This window comes from Sphaerisporangium sp. NPDC049457 (assembly GCF_055586705.1).
Map to the genome: position 1 here is coordinate 133428 of NZ_JBVJHR010000013.1, position 24511 is coordinate 157938.

A 24511-nucleotide genomic window follows, 5' to 3' on the forward strand; every position below is an offset into this window, starting at 1 on the left:
TGTCGCGACTCAGCGGCCGCTCACCGTGAAGGTGCCGGTGAGCGGGCCCAGTTCGACGGTGTAGACGCCGGCGGCGCTACGGCGCACGTCGAAGCTGAGGCGCACCGCCTCGCCCGCGCGCGCCTGGACGGTCCGGCGCTCCTCCTCCTGGTCGCCGACGCGCAGGACGGCGTCGTACCCGCCGGCCTTCTCCCCGACGTTCTTCACCCAGGCGGTGATCTTCACCGCGTGCCCGGGGCGCACGGCGTCCGGGTGCACCCGCAGCTCGGCGAGGGTGAAACGCGGCTCCGGCCCCGGAGTGCGGTCGTGGACGAAGACGTCGGCATGGCGGTTGGTGTCGCCCTCGACCAGGTTGGCCGAGTTGCTCTGGAAGGCGATGTAACGCCCGTTCCCGCTGATCGACGGCAGCTCGCTGCTGCCGTCGCCCTCGGCGCCCTTCGGGCCCGCGGAGACGCGCTCGGTCGTGCCCGCCTTCATGTCGCGCACGAACACGTCCGTCCGGCCGTTGGCGTCCGGGCCGGCGAGGTCGGTCGCGTAGCTGTAGAAGGCCACCGTCTGGCCGTCCGCGCTGATCGAGGGGGCGAAGGACCAGTCGTTGGCCGGGCTTCCGTCCGGGGCCGCCGACACCAGCGTGCTGGTGTGCTCCTGCCGGTCGTACCGGTAGATGTGCCATCCGCTGGACCCGGTGCCGATGAAGACGACCATCCTGCCGTCGGCGCTGATCCGCGGGCTGTTCGGCTCGACGCCGTCGGGCGCGGTGACCAGCTCGGTCGTGCCGGTCTGCCGGTCGCGGACGAAGACGTCGACGCTCTCGTCGGTGTCGCCCGGGACGAGGTTGCCGGCGTTGCTCTCGAACGCGACGAACCTGCCGTCCGCGCTGATCGTCTGCTCGCGCGAGTTCCCGTCGCTCTCGGCGCCGTCCATGCCGGCCGAGACGCGCTCGGTCGTGCCGGTCTGCCGGTCGCGGACGAAGACGTCGGTCAGGCCGTTGGTGTCGCCGGGCACCAGGTTGGTGGCGTCGCTGTTGAAGACGGCGAAGCGGCCGTCGGCGCTGAACGCGGGCTGGGAGGTCAGCCCGTCGCTCGGGCCGCCGCCGGTGGCGACCGAGAGCAGCTCGGTCGTGCCGGTCCGCCGGTCGTGCGCGAAGGCGTCGGTCTGGCCGTTGGTGTCGCCGGGCACCAGGTTGGTCGCCCCGCTGCTGAAGCCGACGTACCGCGCGTCCGCGCTGATGGTCGGCACCAGCGAGAAGGCGTCGGCCTGGGTGCCGTCGGAGGCGACAGAGACGCGCTCGGTGGCCCCGGTGCGCCGGTCGGTCACGAAGACGTCCAGGTCGTTGTTGGTGTCGTCCGGGACGAGGTTGTCGGCCATGCTGGCGAAGACCACCGCGCTGCCGTCGTCGCTCAGCTGCGGCCACCAGCTGTCGCTGTCGCCCTGCCGGCCGTCACTGGTCAGCGAGACGCGCTGGGTGTCCGGGGACCGGGGAAGGGCGATGTCGGCCCGGCCCGGTCCCTTGCCGGTGACGCCGACCCGCTGCGGGTCGGATCGGGACACCCCGGGGGCCGCCGCGGCGATCTGGTAGTCGCCCTCGGGCACGTCGTTGATCGTGTATCCGCCGTTGTGGTCGGTCGTCGCCGCGAGCCGGTCGGGCACGCCGAGCACCGTGACCGTCGCGCCCGGCACCGTGAAGCCGGTCGGGCCGTACACCACGCGGCCGGAGATCTTGCCGCGGCGGGTCTGCTCCAGCGCGGTCTTCAGGTCGGAGAGGCGGTCCGCCTGGACGCTGACGCGGGCCGAGGCCGGCTGGTAGCCGAACCGGGAGAGCCGCAGGTCGTAGGCGCCGGCGGCGAGCCGCATCTCGAATCTGCCCTGCGCGTCCGTGCGGACCGTCCTGCCGTTGTCGGCCCGGGTGACGGTCACGCCGGCGAGCGGCGTGCGGGTCCTGCCGTCGGTGACCGTGCCGCGGACTCCGCTGGTGAGGGCGGCCTCGGCGACGGCGGCGTAGGCGTCGATGCGCCCGGCGCCGTAGCGGTCGTTCGGGCGCTGGCCGTAGCGCTCGTCGGAGAAGGAGGTGCCCTCCAGGATGTTCAGGGCCTCGTCGACGCCGAGGTCCGGGCGCGCCTGCAGCATGAGCGCGACCGTGCCGGAGACGTGCGGGGTCGCCATCGAGGTGCCGCTCAACAAGGCGTAGTCGCCGCCCGGGATGGACGACAGCACGTCGACGCCGGGCGCCGAGATGTCGGGCACGACGTAGGAGTCCGGCCAGTCGCCGGGCGCGTCGGCCCAGTCGTCCCGCGTGACCGTGCCGCCGCAGGAGAAGTCCGGCACGTCGTCGTTCGCGTCGGTGGCGCCGACGGCCACGGCCTCGTAGACGTTGCCGGGGCTGCTCGACCCGCCGGGCAGGCATTCGTTGCCGATGGCGAAGGACGGGAAGGCCCCGGCCAGGTAGATGTTCCGCGCGGGCTCGATCATCTCGTCGGAGTAGCCCTCGCCGCCCAGCGACATGCTGACGACGTCGGCGGGCTTGCCGGCCGGGCGTCCGTGCGCGTCGTAGGGGGCGATCGCCCACTGCATGCCGGCGATGACCTGGGCGAACGTGCCGCGGCCGCCCGGGATGACCAGGCCGGCCATCAGGTCGGCGCCGGGAGCCACGCCGATCTGCGTGCCCGAGGCGTCCCCGCCGGCGATCGTGCCGGCCACGTGCGTGCCGTGGTAGGCGCTGTCGTGCGGCGTGGAGGCCACCGGCGTGCCGTCCTCGGCGAACTCGATCCACCCGCCCGGGTAGGCCGGGTCGGAGGCGTCGTCGGTGGCGAGCTTCCCGGCGAGGTCGGGGTGGGAGATGTCGACGCCGGTGTCGAGCACCGCGACGCGGACGCCGTCACCGGTCAGGCCGCGCTCGCTGTGCACCCGGTCGGCGCCGATCTTCGCCACGCCCCAGGCCGGCTCCCCGTCCTCGGCGGCCCGGCGTGCCGCGGAGGGCTCCACGGGCTTGGTCTTCGGGGCCTTGAGCTCGAAGTTGGGGATGACCCGGTCGACCAGGGCCAGGTCGGCCACCGCTTCTATCGTGGCGGCCTTGGCCCGGACCAAAATCATGTTCTTCAGCCAGAACGTGTTGACGACCTGATCGCCCTGGGACTCGATCAGTCGCACCACGGGGGCCTGCATGGACGCGGCCGTGCCGGAAAGGCCCTCGCGCACCTTCGCCGGGCCGGCGGTCGCCGCAGGCAGGCCGGGGCGGGCGCCCAGCACGACGACGGCCTCGATGCGGCCGTCGGAGCGCGAACGGGTGTCCTTCATGCGCTCGACGAGCTCAGGGGCGATCTTCCCCCGGTGCGCCGGTGCCGGCGGGGGAGTCTCGGCCACCGCGGGACGCGCCGGAAGGACGGCGGCGATCGATCCGAGGACGAACAGCGCGGCAAGGACGAGGCGTTGCCCGCGATGTCGCAGGGCGTAGGGGGACATTGGGGACTCCTCAGTAGAAACAAGCACAGGGGTGACGACCATGAACGCTGGCATCAGTGGTCATCTGCTGACAAGCTGAGCGAACGGCGAGTTCCGGTCAGGTGACGGGAAGACGACAAGCCACAGGTGGCAGCCGTTTCCAGCAGGTAACGGCGCTGTTTCAGGAGGGTGCGTGCTTGAGGCGATCGGTCTGACCCCGCAGGACGAGGCGGTGTACGACGCGCTCGTCCGCAGGACGCGGGCGACGCTGTCCGAGCTCGTCCACGACTGTCACCTGCCGGTGTCGGCCGCGCGGCGGACGCTGCGGACGCTGGTCGAGCTGGGCCTGGCCACCCGCTCGACCGGGCGTCCCGTCCGGTACGTGGCCGTCTCGCCGGACAGCGGGCTGGAGGCCGTCCTGCGCGAGCGCGAGGCCGGGCTGCACGACGTGCGCGTGCACATCCGCACGCTGATGAAGATGTACCGCCAGGGCACCCGGTTCGCCCATCCGGGCGAGCTGATCGAGGTGGTCTCCGGACGCGACGAGGTCAACCACCGCTGGGTGCAGATGCAGCAGAACACCCGCGCGCAGATGCGCGGGTTCGACCGCCCGCCGTACGCCGCCCCGCAGGCGCACACCGAGCCCAACCACGTCGAGCTGGCCCTGCTGAAGCGCGGGGTGAAGTACCGGGTCATCTACGACAAGAGCGCGCTCGAACTGGACGGCTGGCTGGAGGACGTCACGGTCGGCATGCGCCACGGCGAGCAGGCCAGGATCGCCGCGGACCTGCCCATGAAGCTCGGCATCTCCGACGACCGGCTGGCCATCATCCCGCTGCTGCGGCCCGGCGACAACGCGGTCACCGCCTCCTACCTGATCCATCCCTCGCCGCTGCTCGACGCGCTGGTCGCCCTGTTCGAGGCGGTCTGGGAGCGCAGCGTGCCCGTCCAGCACACCTCGCCCGCCCTGGAGGAACTGTCGGAGGAGGAGGCGAGGCTGCTGACGCTGCTGGCGGCAGGGGCCACCGACAAGGCGGCCAGCCGCGCGCTCGGATGGAGCGAGCGCACCGTGCAACGCCACGTCACCAAGCTGATGCAGCGCGTCGGAGCCCAGACCCGCTTCCAGATAGCCATGGAGGCCACCCGCCGCGGCTGGATCTGACCCCGGCGAGACGGCCCTGTCTCGCTGTGGGCCGCCGCGGCCGCCAGGTCGCCGGCTCCGCCTGCGCACCGCCCTGGTCCAGGCGGCAGGCGACCGCTCGCCATCGTTGAGGACGCCGGCCGGGTGGGACGTGGGGCCGACGGAGCGGCCGATGCGCAGGCGATGAGGTGGGCGAGGCCGTCTCACCCACCGGCATCGAGGGTGACGCGGTCCAGGAGGGGTATTCGCGCATAGGCCTCTCGCGGCGATCCCTTGTGCCCGATGATGATCGGGGCGAAGCTGTCCAGCAGGGATGGGGCGCGCCAAGGAGGAACTCGGATGGGGGAGACGGAGGTCGTCGAGCTCGAGCTGCCGGGCGGTGGCGTCGTGCTGGTGCGGGCGGAGCGGGTGGAGGACCCGGCCGGCGGCGGGCCGTCCAACATCGGGCTGGCTGAGACGCTGTCGTTCGCAGCCGTCGGCTCGGCACTGCGCGGTGTGGCGGCCAACGTCCGGGACGCGGTCAAGCAGGTCGAGCCCGACGTGGCCGAGGTGGAGTTCGGGTTCGAGCTCGCCGTCAAGGGCGGCCGCCTGCTGTGCCTGCTGACCGACGGGGAAACCAAGGCGACGCTCAGGGTACGCCTGGAATGGCGCAAGGGCGACGAGGCCGGCGGCAGGTGACGTCGTGAACGACCGTACCGTGCTCGCCCGCCTGGTGGACTCGTGCGTCGTATGGGTCCTGGAAGGGGAGGTCCGTGGCGGCAGTGGCTTCCTGGTCGCTCCAGGCATGGTCCTGACCTGTGCCCACGTCGTCGGCGTCCGCATCGGTGACGGCTACGAGACGGCGACCCGGGTCCGGTTCCGCTGGGGCGTGCAGGTGTACACCGGCACCGTGCGGGCGGTGCCCGCGACCGGCCGCGGCGTTGGCTTGTGGGGTTACCCCGACCTCGCGCTCGTGACTTCGACCGAGCTGCCCGATGGCCATCCCTGCGTGCGATTGGCGGAAGAGTTGCCGGACGACCGCACCACGCTGTACGCCAGCGGGTTCGAACGGACGTACACCGCCGAGCCGGAGCGGGGCGGGGTGTGGGTGGCCTATGACGCACCACGCGATTTCCATGGCCGGCCGATGCTGACCATGGCCGACCGCGAATTGGCTCCTGGCATGTCCGGCGGCCCCGTCCTCGATCCCGCACAGGGCGCCGTGTGCGGCATCCTCACCACCGCACGGAAGGAGGGATGGCCTCAGGGAGGCCTGGCGACTCCGGCGGCGGCCTTCCGGCGGTTCTTCCCCGAGATCTGGGCGGCCGGACAGCCGCCGCCCGACCCGCGATGGCGGGCGCCGGACGGCGATGGTACGCCGATGGAACACCTGACCCTAGGGGAGCTGCGCGAGCTCCGGGCAGACCTGGAGGCGACGCGCGGCAGCCTGTACGAGTTGTTCCATCGTGTCTTCGACGGCCTTCGCCCGCTCCCGGACCAACCCTTCCGCACACCGGACGACCTCATCTGGGAGGTGGCCGACTCCCTCGGCCCCGCGCGGGACGACGCCTTACGGCCGCTGGACCGGCTGCGCGCCGAAGCGGCGGCGGCCTCTACGCGGCGGCCGGCCGACCCCGCTTGGGAGCCGGCCGCCGAGCCCGTCCGCACTGCGCTGATAGAGATTCATCTCACACCCGCGGGCACCGACAGCGAGAAGCTGATCGTCACGGTCTGGACCTATCGCGACACGCGCGAACCTCCGGCGATGGCCTACTGTGACGACGTCCCGCTCCCGCTGGCGGAGATCCGCGCGAGGGTCCGTGCCGTGCTCCAAGACGCTCTGGCCGAGTTCACCGAGGCCTCCGACCTCGTCGTCGAGTTCGTCCTCCCGTACAACTTGCTGGGCAGCGGCGACGATGGGGTGGACGAGTGGTACGTCGATAAGCCATTCAAGCCGCTGGGCACGCAGTTCCCGGTCGTCGTCCGCACCAGCGGCCGGCCTGCGGACGCGAAGGTCCATAGCCGACGCAGGTGGAAGAGCCTTCAATCCGCCGAGCCGATCTTGCACTGGGTGGACTGCCGCACCCGCGACCACATCGAGCAGCTTTACGCCTCCTTCCAGAATTGCGCCGACGAAACCGTGCTGATGCTGACCTACCGGCCGGACAATGAGCCCGGGAGGCTCGTCCTCGAGGCCGCTTACGAGGCGGGACTGCCGGCGGCACTGTGGCGGCGTCTGCCCTGCCCCGAGCACGCCGGCGGCGCGGCAGGCGCGGAAGTGTGCACGGGAGACCGCTTCCAGCGCGCGATCATCGAATGGCTGGCCGGCCGGTCCGCTGAGGGGTCCGTGCGCCGGCTTCCCCCGCTCGTACGCCGCCTGCGCGCGGAGGCACAGGCGCACGGGCGCGACCCTGAGCACTGCGGGAGGGGTCTCACCCTGCTGTGGGACGACCCGACCCGGCCCGACCCGGACGGCCCGGCGCTGGTCGGCCCCCGAGGGGAGACAACGTGACCTGGCAGATCTTCCGCGGCACCGGTGAGCCGCACGGGGGCATTGATGACCTGCCCGAGCCGCTGGAGTGGCGGCGCTTCGACGGCGGCCCGGCGCTCACCGGCAAGCTTCCCGACTGGAAGCCCCGCGACGTCGGCAGGGCGCGATTCTTCAAGGCGGACCAGGAGACCATCGACCTCACCAACGCCGCCCTCTTCTTGCGCAGGCCGCTACTCGTCACCGGCAACCCCGGCGTCGGCAAGTCGACGCTGGCGCTGGCGGTCGCCTACGAGCTGGGTCTCGGACCGGTGCTGCGCTGGCCGATCACCAGCCGCTCCACGCTCAAGGAAGGGCTCTACACCTACGATGCGATCGGTCGCCTGCACGACCTCAACCTCAACGTGCCGGGGGCGCAGGGCGACATGGGGCGCTATGTGACCCTTGGCCCGCTCGGCACCGCACTGCTGCCCCGCGACCGGCCGAGGGTACTGCTCATCGACGAGATCGACAAGAGCGACATCGATCTGCCTAACGACCTGCTCACCGTGCTGGAAGACGGGGAGTTCACGATCCCCGAGCTGGTGCGGGTCGCCGTCGGCCAGCCGGAGGTCATGGTGCTCACGGCCGACGCCACGGGCCGGGCTCCGGTCCGGGAGGGCCAGGTGCGCTGCCGGACCTTCCCGGTGATCGTCCTGACCAGCAACCAGGAGCGAGAGTTTCCGCCCGCGTTCCTGCGGCGGTGCGTGCCGCTGACGATCACGCCGCCCTCCGGGCAGCGGCTGACCGAGATCGTCCAGGCGAGGCTCGGCGACGAGCTCGGCCGCGCCGGAGCCGACCTGGTCCAGGCCTTCGTGGAGCGGCAGCGGGACGGCGACCTGGCCACCGATCAGCTGCTCAACGCCATCTACCTGCGCTTCCAGGCCGCCCGGCGGGACGGCGTGGACCTCGACCAGCTTGCCTTGAAGCTCATGAGGGACCTGCGGACGACGGGCGACTGACGACCGTGACCGTCGACCGCTTCGTCGAACGCCTACTGGCGTCCCTCATGTCCCTGGGGATCGAGGCCGACGTCAGAGAGGTCGCTGAGACCCTCTGGTTGGCCGCTCAGATGGACGCCTCCGGGCCTCGTCCTGAGCCGGACGTCCACGCCGCGCCTCCCCTGGATGAAGTTCCGGCCCCGCCTGCGGCGGTGACGCCGCCCTCGTCCCGCCAGGTGCCGCCGCCGGACGATGAGGCGGCGGGTGAACAAGAGCGTTCTCCCCGCGCGGTCGCGCGGGCGCGGCTGTATCCATCCGTCTCCGAGCCGCGGCGGCCGGGCACGGACGCGGTTCCCGTGCGCGCTCCGGCTGTCTCCCCGCTGCCGAACGGCTTGGACCTCCTGCGGGCGCTGCGGCCTCTGAAACGACAGGTTCCCTCCAGTCGCCGGCTGGTCCTCGATGAGGAGGCCACGGCGGAGCGCGCCGCTGAGCAGAACCTTCTCCTGCCCGTGCTGGTCCCACAGTCCCGGCGCTGGCTGAGCCTGGCCATCGTGGTCGATCTGACCCCCTCGATGGAGATCTGGCGGTCGCTGGTCGTTGAGCTGCGGCTGCTCTTGGAACGGCTCGGTGCTTTCCAGGACATCCGACTGTGGTACCTGCGCACCGGGGCGGACGGCAGACCAGGGCTGCTGACACGGACGACCACGCACGGCGGAGCGCTGCGCGGACCGAGAGGGCTGATCGACCCGACCGGCCGCCAGGTCGTGCTGGTGGTCAGCGACTGCGTCGACGCCAAGTGGTATGACGGCACGGGGCACGCGCTCCTCGACATGTGGGGCCGTCACGGGCCTCTCGCGCTGTTGCAGCCGCTGCCACAGCGGATGTGGAAACGGGCCGGCCTGCTCACGACGGCGGCGCGCATCTACGCGGACGAACGGGGCGTGCCCAATCCTCTGCTGAGGGTGGCCGGCGGGTCGCGGCTCAGAAGAGTACCCCGGCCCCCCGGAATCCCGGTGCCCATCCTGGAGATTCAGCCGGCGTGGCTGGAGGCGTGGGCCCGGCTTGTCAGCGGCTCGGCGGCGGGTGGCATGGAAGGGATCGTCGCGTGGACCGGGCAGGAGCCCAGGCTGTCCGGCCAGGACGCCGGCCCGGCCGAGGGACGGCGGTCGCCGCTGAGTCGTGTGGCCGGTTTCAGGGCCGCGGCGTCACCGACGGCCTACCGGCTGGCAGGCTATCTGTCCGTCGTCCCGCTGACCCTGCCGGTGATGCGGATGGTTCAGCGATTGATGCTCCCGCACGGCCGTCCGGCGCACCTGGCCGAGGTCTTCGACAGCGGTCTGCTCCACACGGTGGGCGAGCCGTCCGCCGATCCGGAGTTGACGCGCTATGAGTGGGACGACGGTGTGCGGGCCATCCTGCTGGGTACGATCCGCCGCTCGGAGGCCACGCGGGTCGCCGACGAGATAAACGCCTTCGTGATGGAACAGGCCGGGAGTCCGAGGGTGGCCGGCGCGCTGTTATCGGTGCCGGGGGGCGCAGGTGATCGAGCACTGGCGGACCTGACCCTCCCGTTCGCCGCTTTCCCGGCCGAGGTGCTGCGGCGGCTGGGCGGCGACTATGCCCGGCTGGTGTCCCCCGAGCCGATGGTCGCTCCTGAGCCCGCGATCCCGGCCGCGCCTGAGACCGTCCTGCCAGAAGCGGCGGCACCGAACCGCGAGGCCGGGTCGGCTCAGGGAAGGCCGGGACGGGAAGCGTCACCCGAGGAAGCACCGCCCGAGCAAGGAGCGGAGGGCCTTCGCGGGGAACGTCGACTCGAAGAGCACCGGGAGCCGCCGCTCCTCACCCATCCGCGGGAGCACGTGGACGCCGTGGTCGTCGGGTCCGGCTTCGGGGGATCTGTGGCGGCCTACCGGCTCGCGGAGGCTGGGCGGTCGGTCGTCGTCCTGGAACGAGGGCGGGCGTTCCCGCCTGGCGCCTTCCCGCGCAGTCCCCATGAGATGACCCGCGCGTTCTGGGATCCGGGCGAGGGCCTATACGGCATGTTCGATCTGCGAGGTTCCGCGAAGGGGGACTACTCCCTGGTTGCCAGTGGGCTCGGCGGTGGGTCGCTCATCTACGCGAACGTGCTGCTCCGGAAGGACGAACGCTGGTTCGTCAAGGAGGAGCCGCTGCCGGGCGGAGGGTACGAACACTGGCCGGTGACGCGAGCCGACCTGGATCCGCATTACGACCAGGTCGAGCGGATGCTGGACACGACCCCCTACCCGCTCGATCACCCGGCCTATTCCGGCACGCCCAAGACGTTGGCGATGCGAAACGCCGCCGCCGAGCTGGGACTGGACTGGTTCCTCCCCCCGCTCGCCATCGCCTTCGCGCCCGCACGCGGAGCCAGGCCGGGGATCAGCCTGCCCATCGAGGAGCCCAGGTACGGCAACCTGCACGGCGTGCCGCGCCGAACCTGCCGGCTGTGCGGGGAGTGCGACATCGGCTGCAACGACGGTTCCAAGAACACCCTGGACCACACCTACCTGTCGGCGGCCCGCCACCACGGCGCCGACCTTCGTACGCTCCACGAGGTGACCGCGATCCGCCTGCGTCCCGGCGGCGGGTACGAGGTGGACTACGTCCGTCACAGCGACGCCGGTCCGGCGCCTGGGGGCCCCGTCACGACCATCGGGTGCGATCGGCTGATTCTCGGGGCGGGCGCGTACGGCACCACCGATCTGCTGTTGCGCTCGCGTGCCGCGTTGCCGGGACTGAGCGGGGCTCTCGGCACGCGGCACGGCGACAACGGCGACCTCCTGGCCTTGATGCTCGAAATGGCGGGGGACGGCAGCGGACTCACGCGGTTGGACCCGGCCATGGGCCCGGTCACCACTAGCGCGATCCGCCTGCCGGATGCGCTCGACGGCGGGGCGGCGCGCGGACGCGGCGCGTACATCGAGGACGGCGGTCGGCCCGGGTTCGTCTCTTTCCTTCAGGAGGCGGACGTCGCGTCACGGGCGGTCCGCGCGGTCGAAGGCACCTGGGAGCGCTTCGTCGCCTCGTTGTTCGGCGCCGGGGACGGCACCGCAGAAGATCTGCCCGAGCTGTTCGGTCAAGGAAGGGCGCTTCCGCTGCTCGCCCAGGGCCGTGACGTCCCCGGCGGGGTCTTGCGCATGCGAGGCGATCGCCTGGAGTCGGATAGGACGGCCGCGTCGAGCGGTGAGTACTCCGATCGCGTGCGGACGACCATGCGAAGAATGGCCGACGTGCTTGGAGCCGAGTACGCCGACCTCCCCGTGCGCGGGCGGAGGTTCGTCATGAATCCCACCGGCGGCGCGCCCATGGGCCGCCATCCGGACGAGGGCGTGTGCGATCCGTACGGTGAGGTGTTCGGTCACCCCGGCCTCTACATCGCCGACGCGGCGATGCTTCCTGGAGCCGTCGGCCCCAACCCGGCACTGACCGTCGCCGCCCTCGCCGATCGCATGTCCACCAGGATGCTGGAGGGGGGTACGCGGGCGGCAGGGACGACCATGCCGCAGAGCCTGGCAGGATCCACGCTCTCACCGCCGACGTCGGTGTCCTTCGCCGAGGAACTGAAGGGTTCCTACACGCCGGTCGGCGGCGGGCGTGAACCTCTGGCGTTCCATCTCGACGTCACGATGGACGACGGGGAACGGCTCATCGGAACCTCCGTCTGCGTCGCCCGCGCCGAGGGATGGATCGACGCCACGTCGTTCGGTGGGCGGTGTGCGATCGAGCACGGCCGGCTCATGTTCATGCCGGTGGCCGCCGGTTCCGGTAACCAGCTTCTGGTGTACCGGCTGCTGTTCACCGGCGGCGACGGAAGCCGTCTGACCATGCTGGGCACCAAGGAAGTCGACATGGTGACTGCGGCCGCTCCCCGGCCGGACGTGCCGGCGTTGTCCGTGCGGGTGCTGGCCGGACATCATCTTGAAGGCGAGGGCGAGGAGGCGGCCGTCGCCGGCGCCGGGGATCTCTGGCTCGACATGACCGGACTGGCCCGGCAGATGAGCACCTTCCGCACAGCCGGCCCGCGCGGCACCGAAGTGCTGGCTGCGATCGGAAGGCGTGTGCACGGGGGCCTTTGGCAGATCCGCACACCGTCTCAAGGCTGAGCGGGGGAACCCGCCGGTCCCTGGCGTCTGTGCGTCAGGGCCCGCTCGCGCCGGTGGCGGAGGACGGCAAGATTGGAAACCTTACTTTTAGTGACAAACTCCACATCATGGGATGATTGGGATTAATCGCCCGGGAGGTTGGAGTTGAGCCCCGTGTAACACGCAGGAAACACCCCAGGTCCGGAGACACCGGACGGGTGTGCGTGTCGAGGAGAAGATCATGAACACGATCACTCGGCGTCTTGCCACCGCGATAACCGCCCTCACCCTCACGGGCGGTGCCCTGTTCGCCGCGGGCGGTGCCGCCTCAGCGGCGGTACAAACGGGTGTGACCTCCAGTGATACCGTCGTCGACCGGGATCATGGAGAGCACGGGGACGGTAGCCGTCGCGTCTGGGACGGCCACCGTTGGTGGTACCGGTACACCGTTCGCGGTGACTGGTACAGCAAGTCCCACGGCAAGCACTACCGCTTCGACGGCCACCGCTTCTACAAGTGGAGCGACGGCAAGTGGAAGTCGCTGTCGTCCGACTATGCCAAGCACCACGGGTTCGACCGCAAGGACTTCCCCCGCGACCGGCACCACGGTCACGGCCACGGGTCCTCGGACCACCACAACTCCGGCCACTCCGGCCACCACGGCCGCTGAGCGTCCGAAGGTGACCGGGTCACGAACGGGGGCGTCGCCGCCGTTCTAGGCCCGGCCGCCAAGTGAGCGGAAAACCAGGGACGGTGCGGCGCGTGGCCGCCGGGGAGATCCCCACGGCGCCGTACGCCGCACCGTCGCCCGTTCCGTTGGCACTGCTCGTCAGGCGGGGGTGCAGGTCACCTGGGACGGGACCGAGTTGGCGCCGTTCCAGGAGCCGTTGAAGCCGAACGAGGTCGAGGCGCCGGCGCTGAGCGTGCCGTTCCAGGACATGTTCGTGGCCTTCACGTTCGATCCGCTCGCCGTGTAGGCGGCGCTCCAGAGCTGGGTGATCGTCTGGCCGTTGGGGAAGGTCCAGGCGACCGTCCATCCGCTGGTGGTGACGGTCCCGGTGTTCTTCACGGTGACGCTCGCCCCGAAGCCGCCTGGCCACTGGTTGGTGATGGCGTACGTCGCGGTGCAGGCATTACCCGCGCTCGGCGTCGGCGTCGGCGTGGGCGTGGGTGTGGGAGTCGGCGTGGGAGTGGGAGTCGGCGTGGGCGTGGGCGTGGGCGTGGGAGTGGGCGTAGGCGTCGGAGTCGGAGTCGGAGTCGGCGTGGGGGACGGGCTCGGGGAGGTGCGGGTCTGCTCCGCGACCCAGGCGCCCACCCAGGACAGCACCGCGTTCCAGTTGATCGCGACCTCGTTGACCGACCATGCCTCGATGTCGTCCAGGTAGCACTTCTGCGGCCGGCACCCGCTGAGCCGGGACTGGGCGACCGGGTCCTGCAGTCCGCTGTTTGGGCCACCGGCGAGCGCGCCGGGCGGTGCGATGGGCAGCGAGGAGTCCAGCTGGTGCGCCCAGAAGCGGTGATGGACGTTACGCGACGGCTTGTCGCCGTACCCGGTCACATACGACTGGCCCAGCGGGTTGCGGCCGAACTCGTAGGCCATCGTCTCGAACACGCCGGTGCGGAAGCGCTCCTGCCCGCTGAAGTCGTAGGCGAGCGCGAGCAGCGCGGCGTTGTTGAGTATCAGATTGTTCGAGCCCCAGATGTAGCCGCCGCCCGTCGGCGCGAACGGCACCGGGTAGCCCTGTCCGCGCATCGCGTTGAGCAACGTGTCGCCGTTGCTCACGAAACGAGCGCGCAACTGCTGACCGATGGTGGAGGTCAGGCCGTTCGGCACGAGCGCGAGCGTGATGTCGCCGAGTGAACCCACCTCCGACCACTGCGCGCCCTCGTTGCTGAAGCTCCTCCCGTAGTAGAGGGACGAGCCGGTGAGGTCGTCGCGGTAGGTCTGCTTGCCCGTCGAGACGTACAGTTCGGCGGCGGCCCAGTAGAACTCGTCGGTGACCTTGGTGTCGACGTACGACCCGCCGCCCTGGTCGTCGCTGCTCGGGGCGATGATGGACGGGTTGGCCTTGGCCGCCGCGTACGCCTTCTCAGCGGCGGTGAGGCAGCGGCTGGAGAACGTCGAGTCGATGGAGGCCCACACGCGGGCGCACTGCGCGGCGGACGCGGCGAGGTTCAGCGTGGCGGCGGTGGTGGGGGCGGACAGCAGGCGGGGCTGGGAGTCCTGGTCGGGGCGCAGCGGCAGGCCGGTCCACGCCTGGTCGTGCATCTTGGCGTGCGCCATGCCGGCGAGCGGCTGCCCCGACGGGACCTGCATCTTCAGCATGAAGTCGATCTCCCAGCGGGCCTCGTCGAGGACGTCGGGCACGCCGTTGGCCCGCTCGGGAATGGCCATGGTGCCGTCGCCGAAGGCGGCGGGGTCGGCGCCGGAGACGTACTTGGCCCGTTCGTGGATGTTGACCAGCTGCCAGGCAGACATGCCGCCGTTGACCACGTACTTGCCGTGGTCTCCCGCGTCGTACCAGCCGCCGCGCACGTCGAGCCGGTACCCGCAGCCGCTGCGGCAGGGCACGTTGTTGTCGCCCTGGTTGGGCGAGACGTTCAGGTGCCCGGCGGGCCGGGCGTACTGGCCGCCGACGTACTGCGCGTCGATGGCGATGCCGCTGCGCTGATGGTAGAAGAACGCCAGCGCGTCGTAGGGCAGCTTCTTCCAGGCGTCGGCGCCGATGTCGAAGGACGGGCTGGACTCGTTGCCCACGACGAGCGCGAAGTTCGTGCCCGTTCCGGTGTACGACGAGAAGTCGATCTTGTGGACCGTGTCGCCCGACGGGCCGTCCTGCCCGAAGACGGTCGTGGTCCCCGTCGCCACCACCTCGTCGGAGCCGTTGAGCAGGTTCCAGGTCAGCGGCGAGGAGGAGGAGTTGACGACGGTCGCCTGCTTGGCCATGCCCGGCGCGTAGGCCACCTGGTTGACCTTGATGTTCTGTCCGGCGGACGGCCGGGCGAAGGCCTGCACCGGGCTCGTCGCGGTCACCATGGCGAACGACGCCACCCCCACGGCGAGCGCCATCGACAGTGCCGCCCGGCGGCGGCCCTGCCGGCCTGATCTATTCATCATGAACACCTCCGGCCTTTATGTTTCGTTACCGCATGATGGGGTGAAACGCGGTCGGAGGACATTGCTCGGCCGGACGCGTCCGACTCCCGCAGGTCATGCGGATCGGGCCGACGAATGATTCTGAATATTTCACGAACGCTGTCGCGGACTCCTAAGCTTTCCGTGTGACCGGCACGAGCCCTCCCACCGAGCTAGGACCGCAGCGCCGCCCGGAGATCACGGTCGCGCAGATCGCCAGACTGGCCGGCGTGTCCCCGCCCACCGTGTCCAAGGTGATCAACGGACGCCCTGGCGTGTCGGTCGCCACCCGGCGCCGCATCGAGGAACTGATCCACGAGCACGGCTGGCAGCGCCGGCCCGAGAGAACCGAGTCCGCGGCCATCATCGAGGTCCTCTTCCAGGCCCTCGACAGCCTGTGGGCGCTGGAGCTCATCCGCGGCGTCAACCAGGTCGCCGGGTCCTACGGCCTGACCGTCGCCGTCACCGACATGCACGGGCACAACTCCCCGCACCGCGAATGGATCGAGGAGGTCCTGGCCCGCCGGCCCGCCGGTGTGATCGCCGTCTCCGCCGAGCTGAGCGACCGCAATCACGCGCAGCTTGCCAGCAGGTCCATCCCGCTCGTGGCGCTCGACCCGTACGGCGAGCCGGGCCATCGCGTTCCCTCGGTCGGCGCGACCAACTGGAACGGCGGCCTGTCGGCCACCCGCCACCTGCTGGAGCTCGGGCACCGCAGGATCGCCATAGTCAACGGCCCGGTGACGTTGATGTGCTGCCGCGCCCGGCTCGACGGCTACCGCGCCGCCATGGAGACCGCGGGCGTGCCCGTCGACCCCCGGCTCCTGCGCACCTGCCCGCTCTACGTGGAGCCCGGCCGTGCCGAGGCGCAGGCGCTGCTCGCCCTCCGCGACCGGCCCACCGCCGTCTTCGCCGGCAACGACCTGCAGGCGCTCGGGGTCTACCAGGCGGCCCTGCGGGCCGGGCTGCGCGTGCCCGACGACCTCAGCATCGTCGGCTTCGACGACCTGCCGCTCGCCCAGTGGACGGACCCGCCGATGACCACCGTGCATCAGCCGCTGGCCAAGATGGGCGCCGCCGCCGCCGAACTCGTCATGGCCATCAGCGCGGGCGACACCGCCGAACACCACCGCGTCGAGCTCGCCACCCACCTGGTGGTACGCGGCAGCACCGCCGCACCGGCCTGACGGTGGCGGGGCCGGCGGCCGGCGGGGCGGCGGCGCGCTCGGCGGGTCAGGGGAGGCCGAGCTGGGTGAGCATCTCCAGCTGGTCGTAGTACACGCGCTGGCTGGCGATCAGCCCGTTCTCCATGGTGCGGACGTCGCACCCGCGGACGGCGACGCGCCGGCCGGTCGGCTCGGCGACGCCGCCGCTGGGCAGCAGCAGGGGGCCGGTGTGGGTGCTGGTGAGCGTCCACTCCAGCACCAGCATGTCGCCGCACGTCCCCTTGTCGTGCGCCGTGACCCTGAGGTCGGGGAACGCCTCGCGGTACAGCGCGAAGTAGGACGCGATCTCCGCGCGTCCCTCGGCGACGCCACCGGGACAGACGTAGACGGCACGCGGACCGAACATGCACGTCGCCGTCGTGAGGTCGCCGGCGTTCAACGCGCTGATCAACTCGTCGGTGACTTCTCGATCATCGGACACCGTTGGCTCCTTGAGTGGTGCCGCGCCGGCGACCCCTTGGGGGCGGGCCGCCGGCGCGGGGAGACATGGGCATGGCCTCGTGGGCGTGGGAAACCTTGTGGGCGTGGGGAATCGTGTGAAGGCGTGGGGAATCTCGTGGGACGTGGGAGAACAGGGCGTTGGTGTTCAGGTCCGCCAGATCGGGGTGTGGGATCCGGCCGCGGGCCCCGCCGCGCCGGACGCGCCGCCGTGGGCGGAGGGGGAAGCGTCCGTCAGGTCGATCGACGGCAGGCGCAGGACGAAGCGGGCGCCGCGCGGCGAGTCCTCGACGCGCAGCGTGCCCTTGTGAGCATGGGCGATGTCCCGGGAGATCGCCAGGCCGAGCCCGCTGCCCCCGGGCTCGCGCCGCTTGCCGTCCTCCAGGCGGACGAACCGCTCGAACACCCGCTCGCGGTCCCTGTGGGCGATGCCGTCGCCGTCGTCGTCCACCATGACGACGGCCTGGCCGTCCGCCGGCTCGACGGTGATGTCCACCCGGCCGTGGGCGTGCCGCCGGGCGTTGGCCAGCAGGTTGTCCAGCACCCGGATGAGCTGGCTGCGGTTGCCGAGGACGGTGACGTCGCTCCCGCCGTGCACGTCGATCGGCACGCCGCCGGCCGGCAGGGTGGCGATGGCCTCGCGCACCAGCGTGGCGAGGCAGAGGGCCTCGTGTTCCGCCGGGCTGCCCGAGCGGAGGCGGGCCAGCACCAGCAGGTCCTCGACGATGGTCTCCAGCCGCTGGGTGAGGGACAGCGAGTCTCTGATCGTCTGCCGGGGGTCGACGTCGTCGGGGTAGAGCACCGCCTCCTCCAGCCGGGCGCGCAGCCCGGTGAGCGGGGTGCGAAGCTCGTGGGAGGTGGTGGAGGCGAACCGGCGTTGCTGCTTAACCGCCTCCTCCAGCCGGGCCAGGGTCTGGTTGGCGGTGCAGGCGAGGAGCGCGTACTCGGTGCGGCCGGGCGGCACCGGCACCCGCAGGCTGAGGTCGCTCACCGTGATGTCGGCCATGGCCGCGCGGATCGCCGCCACCGGTCGCAGCGCGCGGCCGCCGACCCACCAGTTCCCCCACGCGACGAGGCCGGTGGCCAGCAGGACCCCGGCGGTGGTGAGGAGTTCGAGCCGGTGACCGGCCAGGATGCGCGGCTGGGCGGTCCCGGAGTAGACGAAATGGGGTTCGCCGTGCCAGATCTCGCGGGTCTCGAACGGGGGGATCCGGATGGCGGTGAACATCACGCACCCGTCCCCCGTACGGCACAGGGTGCCCTCCTCGATGCGGTTGTCGACCGGCGGCCGTTCGGGGCTGAGGGCGGGCCGGCGCGCCGCCGCGGGAGTGGCGGCCACCACCCGGCCGTGGGAGTCGACGAGCTGGAGCAGGTCGATGCGCCCCTCTGGCATGGGCCTGGGGGTGAGACCGGGCTGGATGGAGCCGATCCAGTTGGTGGCGGCCCGTTGCGCGTCACGGAAGACGCGGGCCTCGATCCTGTCCATGACCAGGAAGTCGATGCCCGCGCCGATCACGATGAGTACGAACAGGCACGCGGTTCCGACGATCAGCGTGGACCGTGCCCGTATCGATGCCGGGAGAAGGGACAGTCGCCTGCTTCCCAAGGAAACCTCCTTCCTGTTACGCAAAACACCAGGTCAGGGTACTTTCGAAGCTATCCGGCACAGACGAGATCAAGCAATGCGCACCCCATATACGGACCAAACGCAGGCCGGAACATTACCTGCGGCGGAACGGGCCCGTTCCGGCGACCGGGCGCCGCGCCGTCGAGCTCGGGATCGGGACAGGGGCCGCAAACGGGCTGGGCCGGGGTCGGAAACGGGGCTGGGGCCGGGGGCTGGGGGTCGAGGGCTGAGGGCCGGGGTCGGAGACGAGGCTGGAGCCGGGGACTGCGGGCCGGGGACTGCCGGGCCGGGGACTGCCGGGCCGGGGACTGCGGGCCGGGGTCGGAGGCTGGTGCTGGGGGCCGGGTCGGTGCCGGGGCTGGGCCGGGTCGTGATCGCGGTCCGGTCAACGCCGGTTCACGTGAGCGACGCCGCGACGAGGCCGGCGAGCAGCGCCGCCCGGCGGGGCATCTCGGCCACGATGACGTGCTCGTCCTCGGCGTGGGCACCGCCGCCCACCGCGCCGAGCCCGTCGAGGGTGGGGCAGCCGACCCCCGCGGTGAAGTTGCCGTCGGAGGCCCCGCCCACGGCGACGCCGAGCAACCGCCCGAGCCCGCGCTCGGCGGCGATCCGCTGGGCCAGTGCGAACAGCGCGGCCGAGGACGCGTGCTCCATCGGAGGACGGTTGGGGCCGCCGAGCACCTCCAGCCGGGCGCCGTCCACCCGCGGGGACAGGGCTCTGATCATCTCGTCCACCCGGTGCTGCGCGGCCGGTGTGGGCGTCCGGACGTCGACGGAGAGCCGGGCCGCCGCCGGCACCGTGTTCCTGGTGGTCCCGCCCACCACCACCGTCGGCGTGACGATCGCCCCGCCGGTGCCGTCCTGTCCTGCCTTCTCCCCGCCCGTACCGGCCTGTCCTGGCTCCGCCGCGCCCATGCCGGCCTGTGCCGGCCCCGCACCGCCCGGGTCCGGCCGCCGGCCGTTGACCTGGTCGGCGATCGCGGCGATGGCGAGGATCTGGTGGGCGACCTCGACCGCCGCGTTGATCCCCTTCTCGGGGTCGAGGCCCACGTGGGCGGCGCGGCCGTGGACGACCAGCTCGTAGGTCGAGGTGCCCTTGCGCGCCGTCTTCAGCGCGCCGCCGTCAGCGCTCGCCTCCAGGACGAACGCCGCCGCGCAACTCCGCGCCGACTCCTCGACCAGCGCGCGCGAGGTCGGCGAGCCGAGCTCCTCGTCTCCGGTGACCAGCACGCAGACCCCGTCGAGCGAGGGCAGCGAGGCCAGCGCGTGGAACATCTGCACCAGGCCGGCCTTCATGTCGAACACGCCCGGCCCCCGGGCGACGCCGTCGGTCACCTGCCAGGGACGGGTGCGCAGCGAGCCCATCGGCCACACCGTGTCGTGGTGACCGACGAGCAGCACGCGGGGCGTGCCGAAGCTCCACCGCAGGTGGGTGACGCCGCCGATCAGGATGGTCTCGGGCGTCGCTCCCAGCCGCGCGCCGCCCTGGCGCGCGACCACCCCCGCGCTGCGGGCCACCGCGTGGTGGTCGGCGGAGAACGACTCGCAGCCGACCAGCTCTTCCAGGTCTCGCAGCATGGCGTCGAGGTTCACAGCGGCCGCCCCGGCGCGACGACGGCGTGCGCGCCGGCGACGACGGTGGCTGTGGCTGTGGTGGCGGCGGCGGCGACGGCAGTGGCAGTGGCGACGGTGACGTGGTGGAGATCAGCGGACAAGTCTCACCCCTCCGATCACATGGACGGTCACCGTGACCGTATGACAGGCGAGCCCTGGCGCAAATCGTCCGAATCGCCCTGAGCGCGGAAGTGCGGGCGAGATGCCCGCCGGCCCGGCGGGGCAGATCGTGACGACGGTGTCGACCATCAGGTCGATCACCGTGGTGACCGGAACCGCCTCACGTGCCGGAAGCGGTGCCGCCAGAGCGCGGTCATCCCTTCCTCGACCTCGGCTCCGGCCCTCACACCGGCACGGGGGCGGCCGGCTCGCGGTGGTCAGGAGAGGCCGGGGCCGGTGAGGCGGCGTTCGCCCTTCGTGGTGAGCACGAACACCTGCCAGTTGTAGTACGCGTAGTAGGTGCGGCTGTCGCGCTTCATCTGGCGGGCGTGCCGCAGGACGGCGTCCACGTAGGCCTGGGAGTGGTTGTAGGCGTACAGCGCCCTGCGGTAGTCGCCTGGGGCGCCGGAGGACCGCAGGTAGTTGGCGGCGGCCGCGACGGCGTCCCCGGTGTCCTGGATGTCGCCGCCCATGCCGTAGGCCCGCCACGTCGCCGGCATGAACTGCATGGGGCCCTTCGCGCCCGTGTGGCTCGCCGACCGCACCCGGCCGAACTTGGTCTCCACGAGCATCACCGCGGCGAGCACCTCCCACTCCACGCCGAAACGCCGCTCGGCCCGCTTGAAGTGGCCGAGCAGGCCGTCGGCCGGCAGCGGGTCGCGCACCTTGAACGTCGCCTTGCCCGTGAGCGGGTGGGCCAGCGACAGCAGCTCGCGGACGGCCGTGGCGTCGTCCCTGGCCTGCGCGGCGATCGGCGCGCTCAGCCGGGCGAAGGCGCGCGAGGCCGTCTCGGGGTGGCGGGCGGCCCACCGGCACAGGCGCTGGTGGTACAGGGTGAGCAGCACGACGGACTCCGGCGGCCGGCCGCGCCCGGGGTCGCCGTCCTTGATCCAGGCGGTGATGGCCGTGCGCAGCGCGCGGGTGGTCCGGTCGAGGGCGCGGGCGAGCCCGGCCGGGTCGCCGGGGATCTCGGCGTCCGGCGGCGGGAGATCGGGCTGCCCGGCCGGCGTCCGCGCCGCGCTCGGCCCGGGTGAGGACGTCGCGGCCGGAGCGGAGCTCGCGGCCGAGGGCGGCGCGGCCGAGGGGGGCGCGCTCGACGCCCACCCGCACCCGCCCGCCGCCGCCAGTGCCACGGAGGCGAACGCGACCAGCGACACCACCCGGGTCCGACAGCGCGCGCCCGCCGAGTCCATCCCCATAGCGGTCCAACCTACAACCGGCGGCGCGGCGGGGCGCGCGGCGGCACGCCGTCCCCGATGCGGCGGCACGCCGTCCCGAATGGGGGCCGGCGGACGGGGTAGGCGAGGGGGATGAGAGTGCCCGGAGTCAGCAGGGACGGGGAGAGGGGGAGGCCGTGACCACCCGTACCGACGCTCAGGACGGTGCTCAGGACGGTGAGGGGTACGACGCTTCGCCGTATCTCCCGGGCAGGGACGATCTGCGCGCCCTCAGCGAGGCCGCCGCCGGCTGCCGGGGATGCCCGCTGTACCGCGACGCCACGCAGACCGTGTTCGGGGAGGGCGAGGCGACCGCCCGCGTGGTGCTGGTGGGGGAGCAGCCGGGTGACCAGGAGGACCGGCGCGGGCATCCCTTCGTGGGCCCGGCGGGCGGAATCCTGACGCGCGCCCTGGAGGAGGCCGGCATCGACAAGGCGCAGGCCTATGTCACCAACGCGGTCAAGCACTTCAAGTTCACCGTGCGGGACGCGGGCAAGAAGCGCATCCACAAGCCGCCGACGCTTCGTGAGATGGCGGCCTGCCGGCCGTGGCTGGTCGCCGAGCTGCGGGTCCTGCGCCCCGACGTCATCGTCGCCCTCGGGGCCACCGCGGGAAAGGCGCTGCTCGGCCCCTCCTTCCGGGTGACCAGAGAACGCGGCGTGCTGCTGCCCTTCCCGCCCGCCGGCGACGGAGCCGGCCCGTGGAAGGCGGCCTTCGCCGAGGAGGAGGCGCGCCTGCTGGCGACCATCCACCCCTCGGCCGTCCTGCGGGCCGATGACCGCGAGGCGATGTACGAGGGGCTGGTCGCGGACCTGCTGGTCGCCGCCGGCGCGCTGCGCTGACCGCCCGCCGCCGGCCTGTGGCGGCGGCTTGCGGCGGCGCGCCGGTCACCGGCGACGGCGAGATGCAACGTCATGGGATCTCCTTCGTGTGAGCCCGAGGTGGTCGCGCAGTGCCGCGGTGATGGTCATGGGTAGCAGTAGGAGTCGGAGGAGGCGTCGCCGCCCTGGAGCCGCACCTGGTGGGCCCGCAGGCCGCGGAAGTCGTCGCCGTGCGGGAAGAAGCGCTCGTCGAAGGCGAACGACTCGGAGTCGATCTTGGCCAGCCAGGCGCCGACCCCCTCGGGGTAGAACTGGTCGTCCCACGCCCCGTACAGCGAGTTGGTCACGTACACGCGCCTGCCGTCACTGCTCACCTCCACCATCTGCGGGCCGCCGCGCAGCGGGACGTCCGCCGCCGGATGAGCCTGCGTGCGGGTGATCCCGCCGATGCGCAGAGAGCCCCAGCTCGACCGGTGCGAACGGGTCGCTCACGTCGTACTGCTTGATCTCGCCCGTCCCCCAGCAGGAGACGTACAGGCGCCGGTCGTCCACGGACAGGTCGATGTCGGTGACCAGCGGCGGCCATGTCATCAATAATTCCCGCATTGCCTATGGAGTCAATAGGTAGTGTGCGACCGTTCACGCGGCGGAGTCGTTGCTGGTGGGCGGCCTGCGGTGGAGCGCCCTCGGCGAACCTCGGTGAACTCGGGAGAGGATGGCAGGTGGAGAGCCGCCACTCCACCAGGGATATCTATGTACAACCGGTAGGAAATATTGACTTATGGCTCTCCGGCGTCGTAGGTTCGATCCATGGGCCAAGCGCTTTACCTCACGCGGCGCTCGCATGTGGACTTCGGCCACATCGCCAGCGCGCAGTGTCGCTGATCGTCGCTGATCGACCGCTGATCGCGTATCGCGGGCGTCATCCACGCCCTCGCACACCGGCGAGGGGGCGCGCGGCCACGGTGCCGCCGCGGCCCGGCCTCGCGATTCCGCGTGGCCGACGGTGTCCACGCCTCCCCTGACCGCACCTGCTACCCCGGAAAACCGTTCCCCCTGGCACGCCTCGCCCGCGGCGCGGCGTCGCGCGAGCGTGCCCTTTCTCCATGAGGCCTTTTCGTGATCAGACACAGACATGCGCTCATCCCCGTCCTGCTTGCGATGTCGCTCACCGCGTGCGGCTCGGCCTCCGGCGCCGCCAAGCCGGGCGGCCCCGAGGTCACCGAGCTGCGCTACCAGGGCAGCGTCGGGGCCGTCACCTTCCCCGAGCTGGCGGAGCACCTCGGCTACCTCGCCCCCGTCAAGCTCAAGTGGATCGGCAACACCATCTCCGGCCCGCAGGACATCCAGGCCGCGGCCACCGGCCAGACCGACTTCGGCGGGGCGTTCAACGGCGCCATCATCAAGCTCGCCGCGGCCCACGCGCCCATCAAGGCGGTGATCGGCTACTACGGCAGCGACAAGGACAGCTACATCGGCTACTACGTCGCCGACGGCTCGCCGATCAAGGGCCCCCGCGACCTGATCGGCAAGAAGATCGGCGTCAACACCCTCGGCGCCCATCTGGAGGCCGTGGTGAAGGAGTACCTCAAGCGCGGCGGCCTGACCCCGGAGGAGATCGACAAGGTCGAGCTGGTGGTCGTCCCGCCGGTCAACACCGAGCAGGCGCTGCGCCAGGGCCAGATCGACGTGGCCGCGCTCTCGGGCATCCTGCGCGACAAGGCCCTCGCGCGCGGCGGCATCCGCCCCGTGTTCAAGGACATCGACCTGTACGGCCCGTTCACCGCCGGCAGCGTCGTGCTCACCCAGCGGTTCATCCAGCGGAACCCGAACACGACCCGCAAGTTCGTCCAGGCCTTCGCCAAGGCGGTGGAGTGGACCCAGACCCACTCCCGTGACGAGGTGATCGCCGAGTACAAGAAGATCATCGCGGCGCGGGGCAGGAACGAGGACGCGGGGAGCGTCGCCTTCTGGAAGAGCAGCGGCGTCGTCCAGAAGGGCGGCGTGATCGAGGCCAAGGACTTCCAGACCTGGGTCGACTGGCTGGAACGCGAAGGCGAGATCAAGCCGGGCCAGGTCAAGACGGACGACCTGTTCACCAACGAGTACAACCCCTTCCAGAACGGGAACGCCTCATGACCCCC

Annotated in this window: 18 protein-coding genes; 9 read left to right on the forward strand and 9 right to left on the reverse strand. The window is 71.6% G+C overall.

Going from position 1 to position 24511, the window contains the following annotated elements:
- Positions 1-9: 9 nt before the first annotated feature.
- Positions 10-3459, reverse strand: a complete 3450-nt coding sequence (locus ACZ6QO_RS21385) for a S8 family serine peptidase (RefSeq protein WP_465853108.1) — start codon at positions 3457-3459, stop codon at positions 10-12.
- A 172-nt stretch (positions 3460-3631) separates the two neighbouring features.
- Here ACZ6QO_RS21385 and ACZ6QO_RS21390 point away from each other — a divergent pair, with 172 nt between their 5' ends.
- The 6 genes from ACZ6QO_RS21390 to ACZ6QO_RS21415 all read left to right on the forward strand — a co-directional run bounded on the left by ACZ6QO_RS21390 (position 3632) and on the right by ACZ6QO_RS21415 (position 12799).
- Complete coding sequence (locus ACZ6QO_RS21390; RefSeq protein ID WP_465853110.1) at positions 3632-4600, forward strand: helix-turn-helix domain-containing protein; 969 nt, start codon at positions 3632-3634, stop codon at positions 4598-4600.
- 318 nt (positions 4601-4918) lie between these two features.
- Positions 4919-5257, forward strand: a complete 339-nt coding sequence (locus ACZ6QO_RS21395) for a CU044_2847 family protein (RefSeq protein ID WP_465853112.1) — start codon at positions 4919-4921, stop codon at positions 5255-5257.
- Positions 5258-5261: 4 nt separating this feature from the next.
- Positions 5262-7070: a VMAP-C domain-containing protein gene (locus tag ACZ6QO_RS21400; RefSeq protein ID WP_465853113.1), complete on the forward strand. Its 1809-nt coding sequence runs from the start codon at positions 5262-5264 to the stop codon at positions 7068-7070.
- Positions 7067-8047: an AAA family ATPase gene (locus ACZ6QO_RS21405; protein WP_465853114.1), complete on the forward strand. Its 981-nt coding sequence runs from the start codon at positions 7067-7069 to the stop codon at positions 8045-8047. Before ACZ6QO_RS21400 ends, ACZ6QO_RS21405 begins: the two co-directional genes overlap by 4 nt.
- A 47-nt stretch (positions 8048-8094) precedes the next feature.
- A complete protein-coding gene (locus ACZ6QO_RS21410; RefSeq protein WP_465853342.1) occupies positions 8095-12150 on the forward strand; it encodes an SAV_2336 N-terminal domain-related protein in 4056 nt (1351 codons plus the stop codon).
- 220 nt (positions 12151-12370) lie between these two features.
- Positions 12371-12799: a hypothetical protein gene (locus tag ACZ6QO_RS21415; protein WP_465853116.1), complete on the forward strand. Its 429-nt coding sequence runs from the start codon at positions 12371-12373 to the stop codon at positions 12797-12799.
- 159 nt (positions 12800-12958) lie between these two features.
- On the opposite strand, the gene ACZ6QO_RS21420 is transcribed toward ACZ6QO_RS21415, so the two are convergent.
- Entirely contained in the window at positions 12959-15247 is a 2289-nt protein-coding gene (locus tag ACZ6QO_RS21420; RefSeq protein WP_465853118.1) for a glycoside hydrolase family 9 protein, read from the reverse strand.
- 164 nt (positions 15248-15411) lie between these two features.
- Between ACZ6QO_RS21420 and ACZ6QO_RS21425 the strand changes: the two genes are divergently transcribed.
- The gene (locus tag ACZ6QO_RS21425; RefSeq protein ID WP_465853120.1) at positions 15412-16452 is read left to right on the forward strand and encodes a LacI family DNA-binding transcriptional regulator; all 1041 of its coding nucleotides are present in this window, start codon (positions 15412-15414) and stop codon (positions 16450-16452) included.
- 46 nt (positions 16453-16498) lie between these two features.
- Here the strand turns inward: ACZ6QO_RS21425 and ACZ6QO_RS21430 are convergent, their stop codons facing one another.
- The 5 genes from ACZ6QO_RS21430 to ACZ6QO_RS21450 all read right to left on the reverse strand — a co-directional run bounded on the left by ACZ6QO_RS21430 (position 16499) and on the right by ACZ6QO_RS21450 (position 21486).
- Complete coding sequence (locus ACZ6QO_RS21430) at positions 16499-16912, reverse strand: ester cyclase (protein WP_465853122.1); 414 nt, start codon at positions 16910-16912, stop codon at positions 16499-16501.
- Between the two features lie 165 nt (positions 16913-17077).
- Positions 17078-18535, reverse strand: a complete 1458-nt coding sequence (locus ACZ6QO_RS21435) for a sensor histidine kinase (protein WP_465853124.1) — start codon at positions 18533-18535, stop codon at positions 17078-17080.
- Between the two features lie 417 nt (positions 18536-18952).
- Positions 18953-20149: a M20/M25/M40 family metallo-hydrolase gene (locus tag ACZ6QO_RS21440; protein WP_465853126.1), complete on the reverse strand. Its 1197-nt coding sequence runs from the start codon at positions 20147-20149 to the stop codon at positions 18953-18955.
- Positions 20146-20271 (reverse strand): hypothetical protein, encoded by a 126-nt coding sequence (locus ACZ6QO_RS21445; protein WP_465853128.1) that lies wholly within the window; start codon positions 20269-20271, stop codon positions 20146-20148. The genes ACZ6QO_RS21440 and ACZ6QO_RS21445 overlap by 4 nt, the downstream gene beginning before the upstream one ends.
- A 276-nt stretch (positions 20272-20547) precedes the next feature.
- The gene (locus ACZ6QO_RS21450; RefSeq protein WP_465853130.1) at positions 20548-21486 is read right to left on the reverse strand and encodes a lytic transglycosylase domain-containing protein; all 939 of its coding nucleotides are present in this window, start codon (positions 21484-21486) and stop codon (positions 20548-20550) included.
- Positions 21487-21683: 197 nt separating this feature from the next.
- Between ACZ6QO_RS21450 and ACZ6QO_RS21455 the strand changes: the two genes are divergently transcribed.
- Positions 21684-22388: a UdgX family uracil-DNA binding protein gene (locus tag ACZ6QO_RS21455; RefSeq protein ID WP_465853132.1), complete on the forward strand. Its 705-nt coding sequence runs from the start codon at positions 21684-21686 to the stop codon at positions 22386-22388.
- 125 nt (positions 22389-22513) lie between these two features.
- Here the strand turns inward: ACZ6QO_RS21455 and ACZ6QO_RS21460 are convergent, their stop codons facing one another.
- Positions 22514-22822, reverse strand: coding sequence for a selenium-binding protein SBP56-related protein (locus ACZ6QO_RS21460; RefSeq protein WP_465853344.1), 309 nt, complete (start codon positions 22820-22822; stop codon positions 22514-22516).
- Positions 22731-22958 carry a selenium-binding protein SBP56-related protein gene (locus ACZ6QO_RS21465; protein ID WP_465853134.1) on the reverse strand — a complete coding sequence of 76 codons (228 nt, stop codon included), beginning with the start codon at positions 22956-22958 and terminating at the stop codon, positions 22731-22733. The genes ACZ6QO_RS21460 and ACZ6QO_RS21465 overlap by 92 nt, the downstream gene beginning before the upstream one ends.
- Positions 22959-23486: 528 nt before the next feature.
- Between ACZ6QO_RS21465 and ACZ6QO_RS21470 the strand changes: the two genes are divergently transcribed.
- A complete protein-coding gene (locus ACZ6QO_RS21470) occupies positions 23487-24506 on the forward strand; it encodes an ABC transporter substrate-binding protein (protein WP_465853136.1) in 1020 nt (339 codons plus the stop codon).
- Positions 24507-24511 lie beyond the last annotated feature (5 nt).